Source organism: Selenomonadales bacterium 4137-cl (assembly GCA_032334055.1).
Classification (GTDB): Bacteria; Bacillota; Negativicutes; order Sporomusales; family UBA7701; genus Anaeroselena; species Anaeroselena agilis.
In genome coordinates this window covers 2694764-2710370 of sequence record JAUOZS010000001.1, presented here as the reverse complement: position 1 = coordinate 2710370, position 15607 = coordinate 2694764, and the positions used below count along the sequence as shown (strand labels likewise).

The 15607-nt window shown below is 64.7% G+C and carries 17 protein-coding genes; 12 read left to right on the top strand and 5 right to left on the bottom strand.

Annotation, left to right across the window (positions count from 1 at the left end; all coding sequences use genetic code 11):
• Positions 1 to 252: 252 nt before the first annotated feature.
• On the bottom strand, positions 253 to 1488 hold the full coding sequence (locus tag Q4T40_14295) for a S41 family peptidase (GenBank protein MDT8902416.1): 1236 nt from the start codon (positions 1486 to 1488) through the stop codon (positions 253 to 255).
• A 151-nt stretch (positions 1489 to 1639) separates the two neighbouring features.
• Here Q4T40_14295 and Q4T40_14290 point away from each other — a divergent pair, with 151 nt between their 5' ends.
• Genes Q4T40_14290 through Q4T40_14280 form a run of 3 tightly spaced genes read left to right on the top strand, consistent with a single transcriptional unit; the run spans position 1640 to position 3842 of the window.
• Entirely contained in the window at positions 1640 to 1996 is a 357-nt protein-coding gene (locus Q4T40_14290) for a 2Fe-2S iron-sulfur cluster-binding protein (GenBank protein ID MDT8902415.1), read from the top strand.
• Positions 1993 to 3669 carry an FAD-binding protein gene (locus tag Q4T40_14285; GenBank protein MDT8902414.1) on the top strand — a complete coding sequence of 559 codons (1677 nt, stop codon included), beginning with the start codon at positions 1993 to 1995 and terminating at the stop codon, positions 3667 to 3669. The genes Q4T40_14290 and Q4T40_14285 overlap by 4 nt, the downstream gene beginning before the upstream one ends.
• Positions 3670 to 3704: 35 nt before the next feature.
• Positions 3705 to 3842 carry a hypothetical protein gene (locus Q4T40_14280; GenBank protein ID MDT8902413.1) on the top strand — a complete coding sequence of 46 codons (138 nt, stop codon included), beginning with the start codon at positions 3705 to 3707 and terminating at the stop codon, positions 3840 to 3842.
• Positions 3843 to 4078: 236 nt separating this feature from the next.
• Here the strand turns inward: Q4T40_14280 and Q4T40_14275 are convergent, their stop codons facing one another.
• Complete coding sequence (locus tag Q4T40_14275; GenBank protein ID MDT8902412.1) at positions 4079 to 4825, bottom strand: sulfite exporter TauE/SafE family protein; 747 nt, start codon at positions 4823 to 4825, stop codon at positions 4079 to 4081.
• 170 nt (positions 4826 to 4995) lie between these two features.
• Between Q4T40_14275 and Q4T40_14270 the strand changes: the two genes are divergently transcribed.
• Positions 4996 to 5547, top strand: a complete 552-nt coding sequence (locus Q4T40_14270) for a CBO0543 family protein (GenBank protein MDT8902411.1) — start codon at positions 4996 to 4998, stop codon at positions 5545 to 5547.
• 249 nt (positions 5548 to 5796) lie between these two features.
• Here Q4T40_14270 and Q4T40_14265 read toward each other — a convergent pair whose 3' ends face one another.
• Positions 5797 to 6651: a DUF2935 domain-containing protein gene (locus Q4T40_14265; GenBank protein MDT8902410.1), complete on the bottom strand. Its 855-nt coding sequence runs from the start codon at positions 6649 to 6651 to the stop codon at positions 5797 to 5799.
• A gap of 157 nt (positions 6652 to 6808) precedes the next feature.
• On the opposite strand from Q4T40_14265, the gene Q4T40_14260 reads away from it, so the two are divergent.
• From Q4T40_14260 to nadC, 4 genes are all read left to right on the top strand, one after another.
• A complete protein-coding gene (locus Q4T40_14260) occupies positions 6809 to 7324 on the top strand; it encodes a transcription repressor NadR (GenBank protein MDT8902409.1) in 516 nt (171 codons plus the stop codon).
• 137 nt (positions 7325 to 7461) lie between these two features.
• The gene (gene nadA, locus Q4T40_14255; GenBank protein MDT8902408.1) at positions 7462 to 8367 is read left to right on the top strand and encodes a quinolinate synthase NadA; all 906 of its coding nucleotides are present in this window, start codon (positions 7462 to 7464) and stop codon (positions 8365 to 8367) included.
• Positions 8368 to 9957 (top strand): L-aspartate oxidase, encoded by a 1590-nt coding sequence (gene nadB / locus Q4T40_14250; GenBank protein ID MDT8902407.1) that lies wholly within the window; start codon positions 8368 to 8370, stop codon positions 9955 to 9957.
• Positions 9954 to 10784, top strand: coding sequence for a carboxylating nicotinate-nucleotide diphosphorylase (gene nadC / locus Q4T40_14245; protein MDT8902406.1), 831 nt, complete (start codon positions 9954 to 9956; stop codon positions 10782 to 10784). Before nadB ends, nadC begins: the two co-directional genes overlap by 4 nt.
• Before the next feature lie 87 nt (positions 10785 to 10871).
• Here nadC and Q4T40_14240 read toward each other — a convergent pair whose 3' ends face one another.
• Both Q4T40_14240 and Q4T40_14235 read right to left on the bottom strand, forming a co-directional pair.
• The gene (locus Q4T40_14240) at positions 10872 to 11396 is read right to left on the bottom strand and encodes a DUF3231 family protein (protein ID MDT8902405.1); all 525 of its coding nucleotides are present in this window, start codon (positions 11394 to 11396) and stop codon (positions 10872 to 10874) included.
• 72 nt (positions 11397 to 11468) lie between these two features.
• A complete protein-coding gene (locus tag Q4T40_14235) occupies positions 11469 to 12383 on the bottom strand; it encodes a LysR family transcriptional regulator (GenBank protein ID MDT8902404.1) in 915 nt (304 codons plus the stop codon).
• A 135-nt stretch (positions 12384 to 12518) separates the two neighbouring features.
• On the opposite strand from Q4T40_14235, the gene Q4T40_14230 reads away from it, so the two are divergent.
• From Q4T40_14230 to Q4T40_14215, 4 genes are all read left to right on the top strand, one after another.
• On the top strand, positions 12519 to 13205 hold the full coding sequence (locus Q4T40_14230) for a hypothetical protein (GenBank protein MDT8902403.1): 687 nt from the start codon (positions 12519 to 12521) through the stop codon (positions 13203 to 13205).
• A 92-nt stretch (positions 13206 to 13297) separates the two neighbouring features.
• Positions 13298 to 14005, top strand: coding sequence for a hypothetical protein (locus Q4T40_14225; protein ID MDT8902402.1), 708 nt, complete (start codon positions 13298 to 13300; stop codon positions 14003 to 14005).
• Between the two features lie 121 nt (positions 14006 to 14126).
• On the top strand, positions 14127 to 14834 hold the full coding sequence (locus tag Q4T40_14220; GenBank protein ID MDT8902401.1) for a glutamine amidotransferase: 708 nt from the start codon (positions 14127 to 14129) through the stop codon (positions 14832 to 14834).
• Between the two features lie 102 nt (positions 14835 to 14936).
• Positions 14937 to 15575, top strand: coding sequence for a tetratricopeptide repeat protein (locus tag Q4T40_14215; protein ID MDT8902400.1), 639 nt, complete (start codon positions 14937 to 14939; stop codon positions 15573 to 15575).
• Positions 15576 to 15607 lie beyond the last annotated feature (32 nt).

Here is a 15607-nt window from a genome sequence, read left to right as displayed (position 1 = left end):
CACCCCGCAAATCGGTGAATATGTGCTACCTGAACAAACACTGTCGGCTTCAAGACCTGATACCTTTTTTTCCAAGCGGAAACCCGTCATTCGATATATTTTGACAATTCTCGCAATACTCCTTGTTTGTCGGGCGCCCGGCCGGACATATTATCGCGAACACACGCAACGGATGCTATCATTACGGCCAAACAAAAATGGAAGCACTGATCGGCCGGCCGGCCAATCAATACTTCCATCCGCGGCTTTTTCCTACAGCTTCTCCCTCAGCACCTCGATCGCCCTTTCGAGCTGCGTGTCGCGGCCCGTCTCCCGGGCGTCGGCCGGCTGGACCACCAGGACGTCCGGCTCGAGCCCCACGCCGTCGATCACCCGGTCCTTGGGGGTGTGGTAGCGGGCCACCGTCAGCTTGATCGCCGTGCCGTCGCCGAGAGGCACGAGGTTCTGCACCGACCCCTTGCCGAACGAGTGCGTGCCCACGAGCGTTCCCGCGCCGGTGTCCTGCACCGCCCCGGCCACGATCTCCGAAGCGCTCGCGCTGCCGCCGTTGATCAGCACCACCAGCGGGTACCTGGGGCCACCCGGCTCCGCATAGCTCGTCCGGCGGCTGCCGTCCCTGGTCACCACCGACACCACCGGGCCCCGGGGGATGAACTGACCGGCCACCTTCACGCTCTCCTCGAGGATGCCGCCGGGGTTGTTGCGCAGGTCGAGAATGGCCGCCTTCATACCCTGCCCCTCCAGCTCGCGCAGCTTGGCGGCGAAGCTCTCGCCCGTATTCTCGTTGAAAAATGTCAGGCGGATGTAGCCGATATCGCCCTCAAGCATCTTTCCGGCCACCGTCTTGATCTCGATCGTGTCGCGGACGATAGTGTAATCGCTGGGCTCCTGCCCGGTCCGGCCGACCGTCAGAATTACCTCGGTGCCCTCCTTGCCGCGGATCTTGCTCACCGCCGCGTCCAGCGCCATATCCTTGGTGGTCTGGCCGTTGATCGCGATTATCCAGTCGCCGCTGGCGATCCCCGCCCGGTCGGCGGGCGTTCCCTCGATCGGCGCGATAACGGTGATCCGCTTGTCCTTCATGCCTAGCACCATGCCCACGCCGCCGAACACCCCCTTCGCCTCGATCATGAACTCCTTCAGGGTGTGGGCGTCGAAATACTGGCTATAAGGGTCGCCGACAGCTTCGATCGCGCCCTTGACAGCGCCGGTCATCAGGTCGATTTTGGACGTGCCGTCCACATAAGCGGCGTTGATAAGCCCTCTCACCCTCAGGAGCTTGAGGGTCGCGGCAAGCTCCTCGGCGTTCATTACCGCCAGGTGCTCATTGATTTCGTCGACAACCGCGGCGTTCGTCCCGGCCTTTGCCTCCTTGGCCTGGCGGCCGGCGTCCGCGGGCGCGGCGAGCGCGGGGGTGCACGCCAGCAGCAGGAATGCCAGCAATGCGGCGATAATGCCTTTGGCGTTGCGGTGCATAATCGTGGTCATAAAAAAGTTTCCTCCGTTGTCAGGTTTGCCTAACGCTAAAATTCGACCCGCGGCGGCCCCGTTCCTCCCTGCGGACGGCCGTTGCCTGCACGGCCGGGATTGAGGGCGGCGGCCGATTGGGATAAAATAGGTACAGAGAGGGGATGTACATATGGACAACTCATCGACGATAACCGTCAGGGTATTCCGCTTCGACCCGGACGCGGACCGGGCCGGCCGCCTGCAGGAATTCGCCGTGGCCGGCGACGCGCCGCTGTCCGTCATGGCGCTGCTCGCAAAAGTGCGCGAACTCGACGCCAGCTTCTGCTGCCGCACGTCCACCTGCTTCAAGGGCCGGTGCGGCTCCTGCCTGGTCAGAGTCAACGGCCGGGACGCGTTCGGCTGCACCACCCTGATCCACCCGGGCGAAACGGTCGTCATCGAACCGCACTCGCGCTACGCCGTCGTCCGCGACGTCGTCGTGGACTTCGCGCGTCCGCTGGCGCCGGAAGGGGAGGGGGCGCGATGAAAATCACCGCAACCCGTCAAACCGACGTACTCATTGTCGGAGGAGGCGCCTCCGGCCTGCGGGCCGCCCTGGCGGCCGCCGAAACCGGCGCGCGGGTCCTGCTCGCCAACAAAGGCCCACTTGCCAGATCAGGCATAACCCTCACCGCCGCCGGCGGCATGCAGGCCCCCCTGCACCCCGACGACAGCCCCGAGCTTTTCTGCGACGACATCATCCGTTGCGGCTACGGGCTGGCCGACCGCGACCTCGCCCAAACGCTCGCCGCGGACGCCGCCGGCCGCGTCCTCGAAACCGAACGCTACGGCGTCAGCTTCGTGCGCGACGCCGCCGGCGGCTACGCCCTCGGTCAATTTCCCGGCCAGTCGCAGCCGCGCAACCTGTTCGTGCGCGGCGGCGGCATCGGCCTGGCCGGCGCCCTTGCCAAAGCCTGCCGCGGCCACGCCGGCATCACCGTCCTCGACGACTTCTTCGTCACCGGCCTCGTCCGCGACGCCGCCGGCGCCGTCGCCGGGGCGGTGGGGCTCGACCTCAGGAACGGAGAACTCGCCTTACTGGCCGCCCCGGCGGTCGTCATGGCCACCGGTGGCTGCCAGTGGCTGTGGGCCACCAACGACTGCCCCGCCGACGCCACCGGCGACGGCCTCGTCCACGCCTACCGCGCCGGAGCGGAGCTCGTCGACATGGAAATGGTGCTCTTCTACCCGTCGGTGCTCGTCTGGCCGCCGTCCCTCCAAGGCGCCTTCGTCCACTACGAATACCTCGCCCCCGACGTCCTGGACGGCAACATCTACGACAACGCCGGCCGGCCGGTGCTGCCCAAGCCCCTGCCTGTCCGCGACGAAGCCATGCTCCTCCTCGCGCGGGCCGTCAGAGACGGCCGCGCCGGCCCGCACGGCGGACTCATGTGGTACGTGGGCGACTCGCCCAAAGGCACGGCCGCCGTCGCCGCCAAGCTCGACATCCTCCAGTACAACTACATCCGCGCCCACGGCGTCGACCCTGCCACCGACCGCGTCGAAGTCGCCCCCGGGGCCCACTACCTCCTGGGCGGCATCCACATCGACCCCGACTGCCGCACCTCGGTGCGCGGCCTGTTCGCCGCCCCCGAATGCGCCGGCAACTTCGACGGCGCCAACCGCCTCGCCGGCAACGGCCTCACCGCCACCCAGGTCTTCGGCGCGCGGGCCGGGCTGGCGGCGGGCCGCTGGGCGGCCGACAACGGCGGCGCCCGGCCCGACCCGGCAGCGGTCGAAGAAGAAACCGCGCGGGTCGCCGCGCGGCTGGCCCCGGCCAAAAGCGGCGGGACGGACCTCGCCGCCCTCCGCGACCGGCTGCGCGCCGCCGTCCAGCAGTACGCCGGCGTCGGCCGCGACGCCGCGGGGCTTCAGCGCCTCGCGCGGCTGGCCGGCGACACGCGGGCCGAGCTGGCGGCCGCGCGGGTGCCCGACGCCGGCGTCTTCAACCAACGCCTCGTCGAACTCATCGAACTCGAAAACATGGCCGAAATCGCCGGCCTCGTCGCCGGCAGCGCCCTGACCCGCGCCGAAACGCGCGGCCACCATATCCGCGACGACTTCCCCGCCCGCGACGACGCCAACTGGCTCTGCCACACGCTCGCCACGCGCGCGGCCGACGGACCGCGCTTCGGCGCCAAGCCGCTGCGCGGCCGGTGATAAAAGCCGCGTCGCGGGAGACACTAACCGCGGAGGTGGTCTGTACGCCCAGACAGGAAACAGGACCGGTCAAGTTCGGTATCGAGCACGACGTCCGGCCCGGCAAGGACAAACTCACGTCCGGGGAAGTGAGGGCCAAGGCCGCGCACTACCAGGACAACGCCGACAAGTAGGGGCGGGGACTCCGGCCATCCGCCGGAGTCCCCTCCCAGGCTGCCGATAAAGCCCCATCTGCGGCGTTGCTCCTCAAAGCGCTTGCTAGCGTACGTCTTGGGTACGCGTCGCAGCGCGCTTTCCGGTGCGCCTTGCATCTGGAGCTTTCTAGGCAACCTGGGTCTTGCAACATTATGAAGAGGGGACTCCGGCCATCCGCCGGAGTCCCCTCTTCATAATCAATAATCAGCACCCGCTACTTTATCAGCGGCCACAGGCCGAACCCGCACGTCACCAGCCCGCTCAGCGAGATTATCCCCAGCGCGATGCGGCGGAAAAGCGCCGCGTCCACGCGGGCAAAAATCTTGTCTCCGAGCCACCAGGCGAGCAACACCGCCGGCAGGGCCGCAGCCGCGAGCCCTCCCAGACGATCGGCGGGCACAGTGCCCATGAAATAGGCGAAAGTTATCGTCGTTACGTTGCAAAGGAGGAAATAGCGCGCCAGATCGGCCCTGATCGTCGTCTTGTCGCCGCCCTCGTTCATCAGATAAAGGATTAGGGGCGGGCCGTTGAAACTGGTCGTCGCCCCCAGGAAACCGCTGAGGAACCCCACCACCGACTTGGCCAGGCCGTGGCGGCGGATGGTGACGGTATAATTGGCGTACATCGCCAGCGTCACAGCCACCAGCGTCAGGCCGATGAACACCTTCAAGGCGCTGTCGCTCACCACCCGAAGAACATACGCGCCCGGCAACGCGCCGACCGCGCTGGCGGCGAACACCAGCGCGATGCGCTTGAACGCCCCGTCCCCCCAGGTCTTGTAAACCATCAGCCCCTTCATCATAATGCCGACGAACAGCACCGCCACCACCGCCTCCTTGGGCGGCAGGGCGAAAGTCAGCAGCGGCGCGGCGGCCAGGGCGAAGCCGAAGCCGGTCACCGTCTGCAGCACACCGGCGAACAAAATGACGCCGAAAACATAAACACTCGATAATGTCAGCATAACTTGCCTCCGATATTGCCGCGATTGTCGCACCCTTACATTGTAGGTCATTTAGGCGCCCCTGGCAACTCCGCCGCCCGGGCGGAACGGGAGCTGGCGGCACATAATGCGCCTTCCGGAGGTAAAAAATAACTCTGTCCCGCGCGTGCGCGGGCTGAGGGGGTGAGCGGATGCCGGGACTTTTTCGGGCCGAGACGGTTCTTCTCCTATTCAGGGTCGCCCTGCTGGCGGGCCTGTTTATCGCCGTCTGGCGGTGGGGCGACTGGCGGCGCTGGCAGCGTTACTACCCGACCATGCTGTTCGTCATGGCCGTCAACCTCGCGGCCGCGTTCATCACCTACCATCACCCCCTGTGGGACTTCAACCCTGACACCCTCGCGCTCAGCGAAACGACGGTCGAACTGCTCAACACCTTCGTCTCCCTGCCGGCCAACACGCTCATCTACCTCAGCAACTACCCCGCCGCCGGCCCGGTGCGCCAGATCAGATACATCCTCGCCTGGGTCCTGCTGTTCGGGGCGCTCGAAGCCGCCGACACCCTCATCGGCGGCATCACCTACTTCAACGGTTGGTCGCTGGGCCATTCCATCCTGTTCGACTGCGCCATGTTCCCCATCATCCGCCTCCATCACCTCAGGCCGCCGCTCGCCTGGCTCGCCTCACTGGCCGTCGCGGTCTACATCCTGTCCGCCTTCGGCTTCTCCGGGGCCGAGATGAAATGAGCGGCAGGCGAAAACCGCGGCCAACGGCCGCGGCCCACGAATGCGCTCCCTTATCGCAGCGCCGCTCCGGCTGAGCAGCCAGGGCAGGGGCAGTTGCCAAAGCCGGGGGACGGTCTCCATCCCAAACAGCGGCGAACCAAAAGCAGCCCCATCTCGGAGCTGCTTTTACTTCGCGCATCCCCACGCCAGTCAGGACGGCCCCAAAACGTCGTTCGGTCTCTTACCGCGTCCGTGGCGTTCGATGCGTCCCTACCTCCTCGGCAGATCCATGCAGTCGTCGTCACAGCGGATGATCGGCGAACCCTGGCATTCTCCCAGCTCGCCGCCGATCATCTCCAGGATGCGCAGGAACTGCTCCGCCTCCCGGCGCACATGATCGGCCAGCAGGGGAGGAATGAGCGACAGCACGCTGCACCGCTCGATCAGCTCCTGCGCCGTCGCCTTGAAGCCGCGCAGCTCCACCGCCGCGTCGGTCACCGTCTTCTCGAACCGCGCGAAATCGTTGTTCGGCCTCATGTGCCACAGCATGCTCTCGAAGTCGCGGGCGTGAAGGTTGAGGCCGTCCCACTTATCGCTCAGCGCCTGCGTCTGCTCGAAAACCTCGCGTTCGGAGGGGTCCAGCAGTCCGCGGATAAACTTGAGGTGGTCGGCCATGATACGGATCCAGAACACGTTTTCGCTCACGATCGCGTCCGCCGGATACTCCATCTCGCCGTCGCAGATCTTTTGCAGCAGCTTATAGAAATACAGCGCCTCGCGCGAAATGTGGTCGATCAGCAGCGGGTAATTCGCCCCGCCGCGGATCTTGCACTCGATCAGCAGGCACAGCAAATGGCGCTTGAAGGCGAACAGATTCTTAACAGCCACCATCACTTCCTCGACGAACGCGCGGAAAGCCTCGCCGCAGTTCACATGGCAGGCCTTCTGCTCCAGCTTTTCGAATAAATCGTAAAAACACTGCGACTCCTTGCGCAGCTCGGTCTGGTCGCAGGGCAGCCCCAGCCTGATGAACAGCGCATGCTCCTTCATTATCCGCAGCCAGAAGCGTACCTGGTGCATATCGAGCGGCGGATACGGCCGGACCTCCCGGCAAATAATTTCCATACAATATTCACCTCCTCACAATTACGTTATATATTATGTAAAATTGGCGACCGATGTGCTCCTCGTCGCCCGTAAGAGTAGCCTATCGCCAGCGCCGCGTGTATAATAAAAATAATAACCGCCGTCAACGGGCGGCTGCGGATGTGGGGGATATGCCATGGACGCCAGGGAACGGCGCAACCGCTTGATCGACAAACTGCATAAAACCGGCGAGCCGGTGACAGGCACGGCTCTGGCCCAGGAACTCGGCGTCAGCCGCCAGGTAATCGTCGGCGACATCGCCATCCTGAGGGCCGCCGGCGCGGAAATCTACGCCACCCCCCAGGGCTATCTGCTGCCGGCCGCCAAGCCGCCGGCGGCCGCAACGGCGAAAATAGCCTGCCAGCACGGCTGGGACAAGCTCGCCGACGAACTGGCGATCATCATCGACAACGGCGGCAAGGTCCTCGACGTCATCGTCGAACATCCCGTCTACGGCGAACTCAAAGCCAACCTCATGCTCGCCTCGCGCCACGACCTGACCGACTTCCTCCGCTCCCTGAAAAACAGCGGCGCCGAGCCCCTGTCGGCCATCACCGGCGGCGTTCACCTCCACACCGTCGAAGCGCCGTCCCCTGAAGTCCTTGCCCGCATCGAACGGGAACTCGAACGGGAGAATATCCTCTACAAATAAACAGAAACGCCTAAAATTGCCGCTACCGCTTGTCAGCCGCCCCGCCCAGGCCGTATAATAATCATAGGTGACAAGACAACTGTAATGTCATTTCACCCCCGGCAACCCGGCGGGCGAAACGGCTCAGGAGGTAAAACATGGACGAACTGATCCGGGAGATCCGAAAACGCAAACAGGACCGCAACGCGCTCATCCTGGCGCATAACTACCAGCGCGACGAAGTGCAGGCGGTGGCCGACCATGTCGGCGATTCTTTTTATCTGAGCAAGATCGCCGCCCAGGCCGAATGCGACACCATCGTTTTCGCCGGCGTCCGCTTCATGGCCGAGACGGCCAAAATCCTCTCGCCCGCCAAGACCGTGCTCCTGCCCGAGCCAGACGCCGGCTGCCCGCTGGCCGACACCGTCGCCGCCGCCGACGTGGCGGCGCTCAAACGCCTTCATCCCGGCGCCCCGGTCGTCTGCTACATCAACTCCTCCGCTGCAGTAAAAGCGCTCAGCGATATCTGCTGCACCTCGGCGAATACCGTCAAGGTCGTCGCCTCGCTGCCGGACGCCAAAGTCATCTTCGTCCCCGACGCCAACCTCGGCGCATACGTCGCCGGCCGCCTGCCCGGCAAAGAGCTGGTGCTGTGGAAAGGGGCCTGCGCCACCCACGCGAAAATAACGCCCCGCGACATCCTCGCCGCACGGGAGAAACATCCGGCCGCGAAAATCCTCGTCCACCCCGAATGCGCCCCCGCCGTCGTCAAAATGGCCGACTTCGCCGGCAGCACCGCCGACATCATCCGCTACGCGGCGGCCTCCCCCGCGCCCGTCCTGCTGATCGGCACCGAAGCCGGCGTACTGAGCGCCATCAAAGCCTCCCGGCCGGACAGACAGGTTTTGCTCCTCCATCCCGGTCTGGTATGCCCCGACATGAAGAAAACGCGCCTCGAAAGCGTTCGCGACGCCCTGCTCCACGACCGCCACCAGGTGTCCGTCGATGCGGCCGTCGCGGACAAAGCCAGGCAGGCCATCACCCGCATGCTCGGGGTGGTCTAGATGGCGCGCGGCTGCATCGCCCCCGAATGCCTGCGCCCGGAAAAACTGGAGCGCATAACCTGCGACATCGCCGTCGTCGGCGCGGGCATCGCCGGCATGACGGCCGCCCTGTCGCTCGACCCCGGGCTCGAAGTGGCGCTCCTCAGCAAAGCGTCCTTCACCGCCAGCAGCACATACAAGGCTCAGGGCGGGATAGCCGTCGCCGTCGGGGCCGACGACAGCGCCGCCGACCACATCGCCGACACCCTGAGAGTGGGGCAGGGGATGTGCCGGGAAGAAGCGGTCCACGTCCTGGTCCGCGAAGGCCCGGCGGCCCTCGAATACCTCCAGTCCCTGGGAGCGGCCTTCACCCGCGCCCCCGGCGGCCTCGACCTCACCAGGGAGGCGGGCCACTCCCGCCGGCGCGTGGTCCACTACCACGACCACACCGGCCGGCACATCGCGGAGACGCTGGCCGCCGCAGCCGCGCGGCGCGGCAACATAGAACTGCTCGACGACTCCTTCCTTGTCGACATAATAACCGACCGGGACGGCTGCCGGGGCTGCGTCGTCGAACAGGGCGGCCGGCTGCTTTACCTCGACGCCGCGGCCGTCGTCGTCGCCACCGGCGGTTACAGCGGCCTCTTCCTGCGCTCCACCAACGAAGCCTCCGCCGGCGGCGACGGCATCGCCGCCGCCTACCGGGCCGGGGCCGCCCTCGCCGACATGGAATTCGTCCAGTTCCACCCCACCGCCGCCACCCTGCCGTCAGGCAAAGTCTTCCTCCTTACCGAGGCATTGCGGGGCGAAGGCGCCGTGCTGCTCAACCGCCAGGGCGAGCGCTTTATGGCCGCCTGCCACCCCGACGGCGAGCTCGCCCCCCGCGACGAAGTCGCCCGCGCCATCCTGCGCGAAAGCGCCCGCCAGGGCGGCGGGCCGGTCTACCTCGACGCCACGCGCCTCGGCCGGCGGCACCTGACCGAACGCTTCCGGCACGTCTACGGCGAACTGGCCAAAAGCGGCTGGTTCCTCGACAGGGACGCCATCCCCGTCCTCCCGGCGGCCCACTATACCATCGGCGGCATCAAGACCGACCTATGGGGACGCTCCACCGTCCCTTCCCTGTACGCGTGCGGCGAAGCCGCGGCCACCGGCGTCCACGGCGCCAACCGCCTGGCGAGCAACTCGCTTTTAGAAGGCGTCGTCTTCGCGCGCCGGACGGCGGCCCATATCAACGGCTCCCGCCGTGCGCCGCGGCCGGCCGGCCGTTTTCCCGCCGACGCCCAGGTCGCGGCCGGCGTCCGCCCCGATCTCCCGGACCTCAGGGCGCGGCTTGAAGCCGTCGCCGGCGTCGTGCGGCGGGGCGAAGAACTGGCTGCGGCGCTCGCCTGGCTGCGCGCCGGCGGTGCGGGCGTGCCGGTCGGCGCGGCCGACCGGCACGCCTGTCATGCGGTCAACGCCTGCCAGCTCGCCGAACTGCTGCTCGCCGCCGCCCTCCTGCGGGCCGAAAGCCGCGGCGCCCACTACCGCGAGGATTACCCCGCCAGAAACGACGGCGAATTTAGCAACCATACCCTCCAGCAATGGGGGAGAAAGGCGGTCATGGAATGAACAAACTGGCCCTCGACGAACTGCTGCGCCGCGCCCTCACCGAAGACATCGGCCACGGCGACATCACCAGCGAAGCGATCTTCCCGCCCGGCCACCGGTCCCGGGGCTCCCTTATCGCCAAACAGGACATGGTCCTGGCCGGCTCGGAAGTCTTCGCACGCGTCTTCGCCCTCCTTGACGAAAACATCGTCATCACCTTTCACAACGCCGACGGCGACCGGATCGAAACAGGACGTAAATTCGCCGCCATCGAGGGGCCGACGCGCTCCCTGCTCACCGGCGAACGCGTCGCGCTCAACTTCCTCCAGCGCCTCACCGGCATCGCCACCGAAACCGCCCGCTGCGTCGCGGCCTGCGGCGGCCACCCCGCCGTCGTCGTCGACACCCGCAAAACCACCCCCGGCCTCAGAATGCTGGAAAAATACGCCGTCACCGTCGGCGGCGGCAAGAACCACCGCTTCGGCCTCGACTCGCTCGTCCTCATCAAGGACAACCACATCAAAGCCGCCGGCGGTATCGTCGCCGCGGTCGAAAATGCTCGCCGCAGCGTCTCCCCGTTCGTCAAAATCGAGGTCGAAGCCGAGAACCTCATCCAGGTCCAGGAAGCGCTCGCCGCCGGCGTCGACGCCGTCATGCTCGACAACATGGCTCTGCCGGCCATCGAAGAAGCCGTGCGGACCATCGGCCGCCGCGTCCTTGTCGAAGTATCCGGCAACGTCACCCGGGAAAAAATCGCAGCCCTGGCCGCCAGCGGCGTCGACATCATCTCCAGCGGCGCCCTGACCCACTCCGTCACAGCCGCCGACATCAGCCTGCGGCTGGAATAAACGGCAAACCCCTCCGGCCCACAACCGGAGGGGTTTCGTTCTTCCGCATGCCGCCGCTTCTTTTCTTTCCCGGCGCCTGCGCCACATTCATGCCTTGAATGCGGGAGAATAATTGAGCCAGCCGCGCTGGGCCATAAGCTTTTTGACCGAAGCGCCGAAAAGCGTCTTTCTGACGATAACCTTGAAAAAAATCAGACCGACATCGGAGCGGACGGACTCGGTAAGTCCCCTGGCTGCGAAAGTAATCCCGAGCAGCAGGTTGAACGACATCAGATTGGCGATCTCCTGGTCGTTGAATTTCGCGCCTTCAGGGAGCTGATAGGCGGCCGCCGGCTTCGGCGGCGTCCCTTTTGGCAACGGCACCTTCTCCTTGAGCAGGAACTCCTGAATTTCCTTGGCGATCGGCTGATGCACGCTGACTTTCGCATCCCACAGCTTGTCCCTGAGCTCCTTGTCCTGGGCGAGATTGTAGGCTACTTCCTCGTTGCGCATCGTCGTCTCGCTTATGGCGAGAAAATACCATAGATTGGCCGCTTCCATAATATTCAGCGGCCTTATCTCGCCATCTAAAAACGGCTCGAAATTATCGTGGATTACGTCGAAAATATTCATTGTTCCTTTCCCCCTAAACATCAGCTTCCCTTTCCCTTAGTATTAGTGAAAGAGGGGGAATTATGAACGGTGTTAACGTAACGGAGTAATCAGCGTGTCCGCGCCCTTTCCGCCCGCCAGCACCAGGCTGACGAACGCCCGCAGCGCGGGCGGCAGCCTTCTCTCCTTCAGGTGCACGAGCTGGGCCTTCACGTCGAAAGACGGCCCCGTCCACGGCAGCGCGACCAACTGGCCCGCCGCCAGCTCCTGTTGCGCGGCGCTCCCCGACAGCACCGCCACCCCCAGGTTGTCCCTCGCGAAGCGCTTGATCAGCTCCACGCTGCTCACCTCCATCGTCGAGCACGGCTTGACGCCCTGGGCGCCGATGCAGCGCTCGAACCGGGCGCGGTAATTGCAGCCCGGCTCGGTTACAATCAGCGGCTGCCCCTCCAGATCGGCGGGGGCGACGGCCGCCCTGCGGCTCAGCGGATGCCTGGGCGAAGCCAGCAGGAGGACAGGCTCGTCGAATAAAACGTGGACAGTCATTTTCCCGTCGTCGATAAGCTCGTCGAGAAAAAAGGCCACATCGACCAACCTGGTCTTCAGCAGCTCGTACAGCTCGCAGCACGTCCCGAACCGCAGCTTGACGGCAACCTCCGGATATTTCAGACGGTAGTCGCCTAGCAGCGGGGACAAGTAATGCAGGCAGAGCGACTCGGGCGTACCGACCGCCACCGAGCCGCCTTTGCGGCTCCCGCGGGCCGTCGTCTCCGTCGCCTCCTCCGCCAGCCTCAGAATCTGTTCCGCGTACGAAAACAGATTCTCGCCATCGCCGGTCAGACGAATCCTGCGTCCCGAGCGATCGAACAAACTCGTACCCAGCTCCTCCTCCAGCGCCTTGATCTGCATCGTCACCGTCGACTGCGCGTAGCCGAGAACAGCCGCGGCTCGCGAAAAACTCGCCAGCTTCGCCGCCGTCAGAAAAGACTGCAACTGCCTTAGCTCCACCCGCTCACCCCCATGGAAGCATCAAAATCGTTGAATATAGCGGCCGTCACTTCAAAACCGTGAATTTTACCAATTTATGTTTTCTATGATAATATAATCCCCGGAAACAGTCCAGTCACCGAAGGAGAGGATAACATGGAAACCATGGAAATCAAGCGGCAAGCCGCGCTGCTCGGCGCCGACCTGTGCGGCGTGGCCCCGCTGGAGCGCTTCGCCGACGCCCCGGCCGGCTTTCACCCCGCCGACGTCGCGAAAGGCTGCCGGTCGGTCCTCGCCGTCGCCTGCCGCTTCCCGGCGGCCGCGCTCGACGCCAGCCCGGCCGCGTACACCTTCGTCCGCAACAAAATGGTCGACAAGCTCGACGCCATCACCTTCAGGCTGGCGGCCGATCTCGACCGCCGCGGCATCGGCGCCGTCCCGGTGCCGTCGGCCGACCCCTGCGAATACTGGGACGCCGACCGCCAGCACGGCCAGGGCATCCTCTCCCTCAAACACGCCGCCGTCCGCGCGGGACTGGGCAAAATCGGCAAAAACACCCTACTTGTCAACGACCTCTTCGGCAACATGCTGTGGCTCGGCGCCGTCCTCGTCGACCGCGCCCTCGCCGCCGACCCCCTCGCCGCTTACGACGCCTGCCTGCCGGGCTGCCGCGCCTGTCTCGACGCCTGCCCCGGCCGCGCCCTCGACGGCACGACGATAATCCAGAAAAACTGCCGCCCCAACATGATAAACTGCATCGGCAACGGCAGCTGGCTGATAACCTGCAACCTCTGCCGCCGGATATGCCCCAACCGCTTCGGCCTCCTCCGTCCCCAGCGGTAAATGCCGATCCCCCGCCCCAAAATACGGAAGGGTTATCATCGACGGTGTCGAATATTGGTAACAATTCTAGAAAAGGTAAATGGGGGATTGCGATGAAAAAAATACTGCTCATAGTGACCATGTTGGTCCTGGGTTGCTCCGTGGCCTCGGCCAGCCCCTTGATGGATTACTCCGCGGGGAAGGTCGCAGTGGATGTCGCTTCCCGGCCGAACCAGAGCAACGACTGGTCCGGGCTGACCTCCTACGGCGGCAAAGGCGGCAACTACGACCTAGGCCTGACATTCGGCCTGGGCGACAAATTCGCCCTCCAGATCGCCCATCAGAAAGCCAACTCGAAGCTCTTCACCGCCGCCAACCAGACCTTGACTGTCAGCAACGGCAATACCGAAACAACCGCCAACCAGATCAACATCCTCTATAAACTGGACAAAAACTTCGCAGCTTTTGCCGGCTATACACACTCCCGCACGGATTTGACCTTTTCCGCCGGCTCCATCATAAAAGGCCGGTACTTTTTCGTAGGCAGCTCCGCCCAAGGGAAAAACGCCAACGGCTATCAGATCGGCTTCGTCGCCTCCGCGCCGCTTGGAGACCGCCTTACCGGCTACGCCGTCGCCGGGGTCGGCAACAGGATCGAAAACTTCGAATTCGGCGTCGGCTACGCTCTGGCGGCGAACACCGAACTCAACCTCTACTATAGATCCACCAAACACAAAGACCTCGAGTTTCACAACATCACCGACTACAAGTACGATCTCAAAATCTCCGGCATCGGCTATGGCCTCACCTTCAAATTCTAGCGCCCCGGCGACGCCTTTTACCGCCGGTTGACAAACAGCCGCGCAATATTTAATATAAAGATGAGCGACGAAGCCCGAGGGGTAACCCCCTTCGGGCTATTTTATGAGGTGCGGGCGCGATATGAAAAAACTGCTTATCATCAAGACCGGAACAACCTTCGCAACGATCCGCCAAAAATACGGCGATTTCGAAGACTATATCATCGACCGGACCGGCATGCCGGCGAGCGACGTCGTCGTCGCCCCGGTCTATATCGACAAAACCCTGCCGCCGCTTACCGACGTCTCGGCGGTCATCATAACCGGCTCGCACGCCATGGTCACGGACAGGGCGGACTGGAGCAGGCGCCTCGCCCATTGGCTCAGGCACATGTGCGGCGCCTCCGTGCCCGTGCTCGGCCTCTGCTTCGGCCACCAGATCCTCGCCGACGCCTGGGGCGGCGCCGTCGATTACCACCCCCGCGGCCAGGAAGTGGGCACCGTCGAAATCGAACTCAACGAAGCAGGCAAAAAAGACCCGGTGCTGGGCTGCCTGCCGGACAAATTCCTCGGCCACGTCTATCACGCCCAGTCGGTCCTCGAACTGCCCCCCGCCGCCCGTCCGCTGGCGCGGAACGCCTTCGAACCCCATCATGCCTTCGTCCTTCACGACAACATCTGGGGCGTTCAGTTCCATCCCGAATTCGACGCCGCGGTAATGCTCGCCTACATCGAAGAAGAACGGGAGGCGCTCATCCGGGAGGGGTTCGACGTCGAAAAACTGCAAGCCTCGTTGCAGGACAACTCCTACGGGCAACTCCTCCTGCGCCGCTTCGTCAGCCTCGTCTGACACGCCCCGCCGCGATATTCCCGTCACGGCGGTCTTTACAACAAACCGGCAAGTGATAAAATTGTCATGATACTTGCCTGCGCCAGGCCCTGGAGGAAACACATGAAAAACATCCCCGCCACAATCGTAATCATCGCGGCGGTCGCGCTGCTCGCCGGCTGCGGCCCGCAACCCGCGCCCGCGAACCAGCCGCCCGCAAAGCCGCCCGTTGCCGGCAAAGCTCCCGCCCTCGCCGCGGACAGTGCCGGGGCCGCCGAGGCGGAACAACACTTCGCCGCCGGCCGCGACCTCTACGAGCGGTACGAATACCGGGCAGCGGTGGCCGAATACGACCGGGCGATCGCCGCCGACCCGGCCAACTACAAAGTTTACACCGCCAAAGGGATCGCCCTCTGCTTCGAAGGCGACTACAAGGGCGGCATGGCGCTCATCCGCAAAACCCTCGACATGCGCCCCGGCTACGTGCCGGCCCTCTACGACATGGCCATGGCCTACAAACTCCAGGACGACCTCGACAACTCGCTCCACTGGTTCCAACAAACCCTCCGGGGCGACCCTAAAAACACCTGGAGCTACTACGGCATCGCCACCATCCACGCCGACCGCGGCGAAACCCGCGAAGCCCTCGAATACCTCAGGAAAGCCGTCGACCTCGACAAAGGAGTGAAAGAAGTCGCCCGCCGCCAGGAGCATTTCGCCCGCATGCGCGCCCTCCCCGAATTCCAGGCCATCGTCCGCTAGCCCTACCGCGCTCTCCTGCCCCGCGCAAGCCG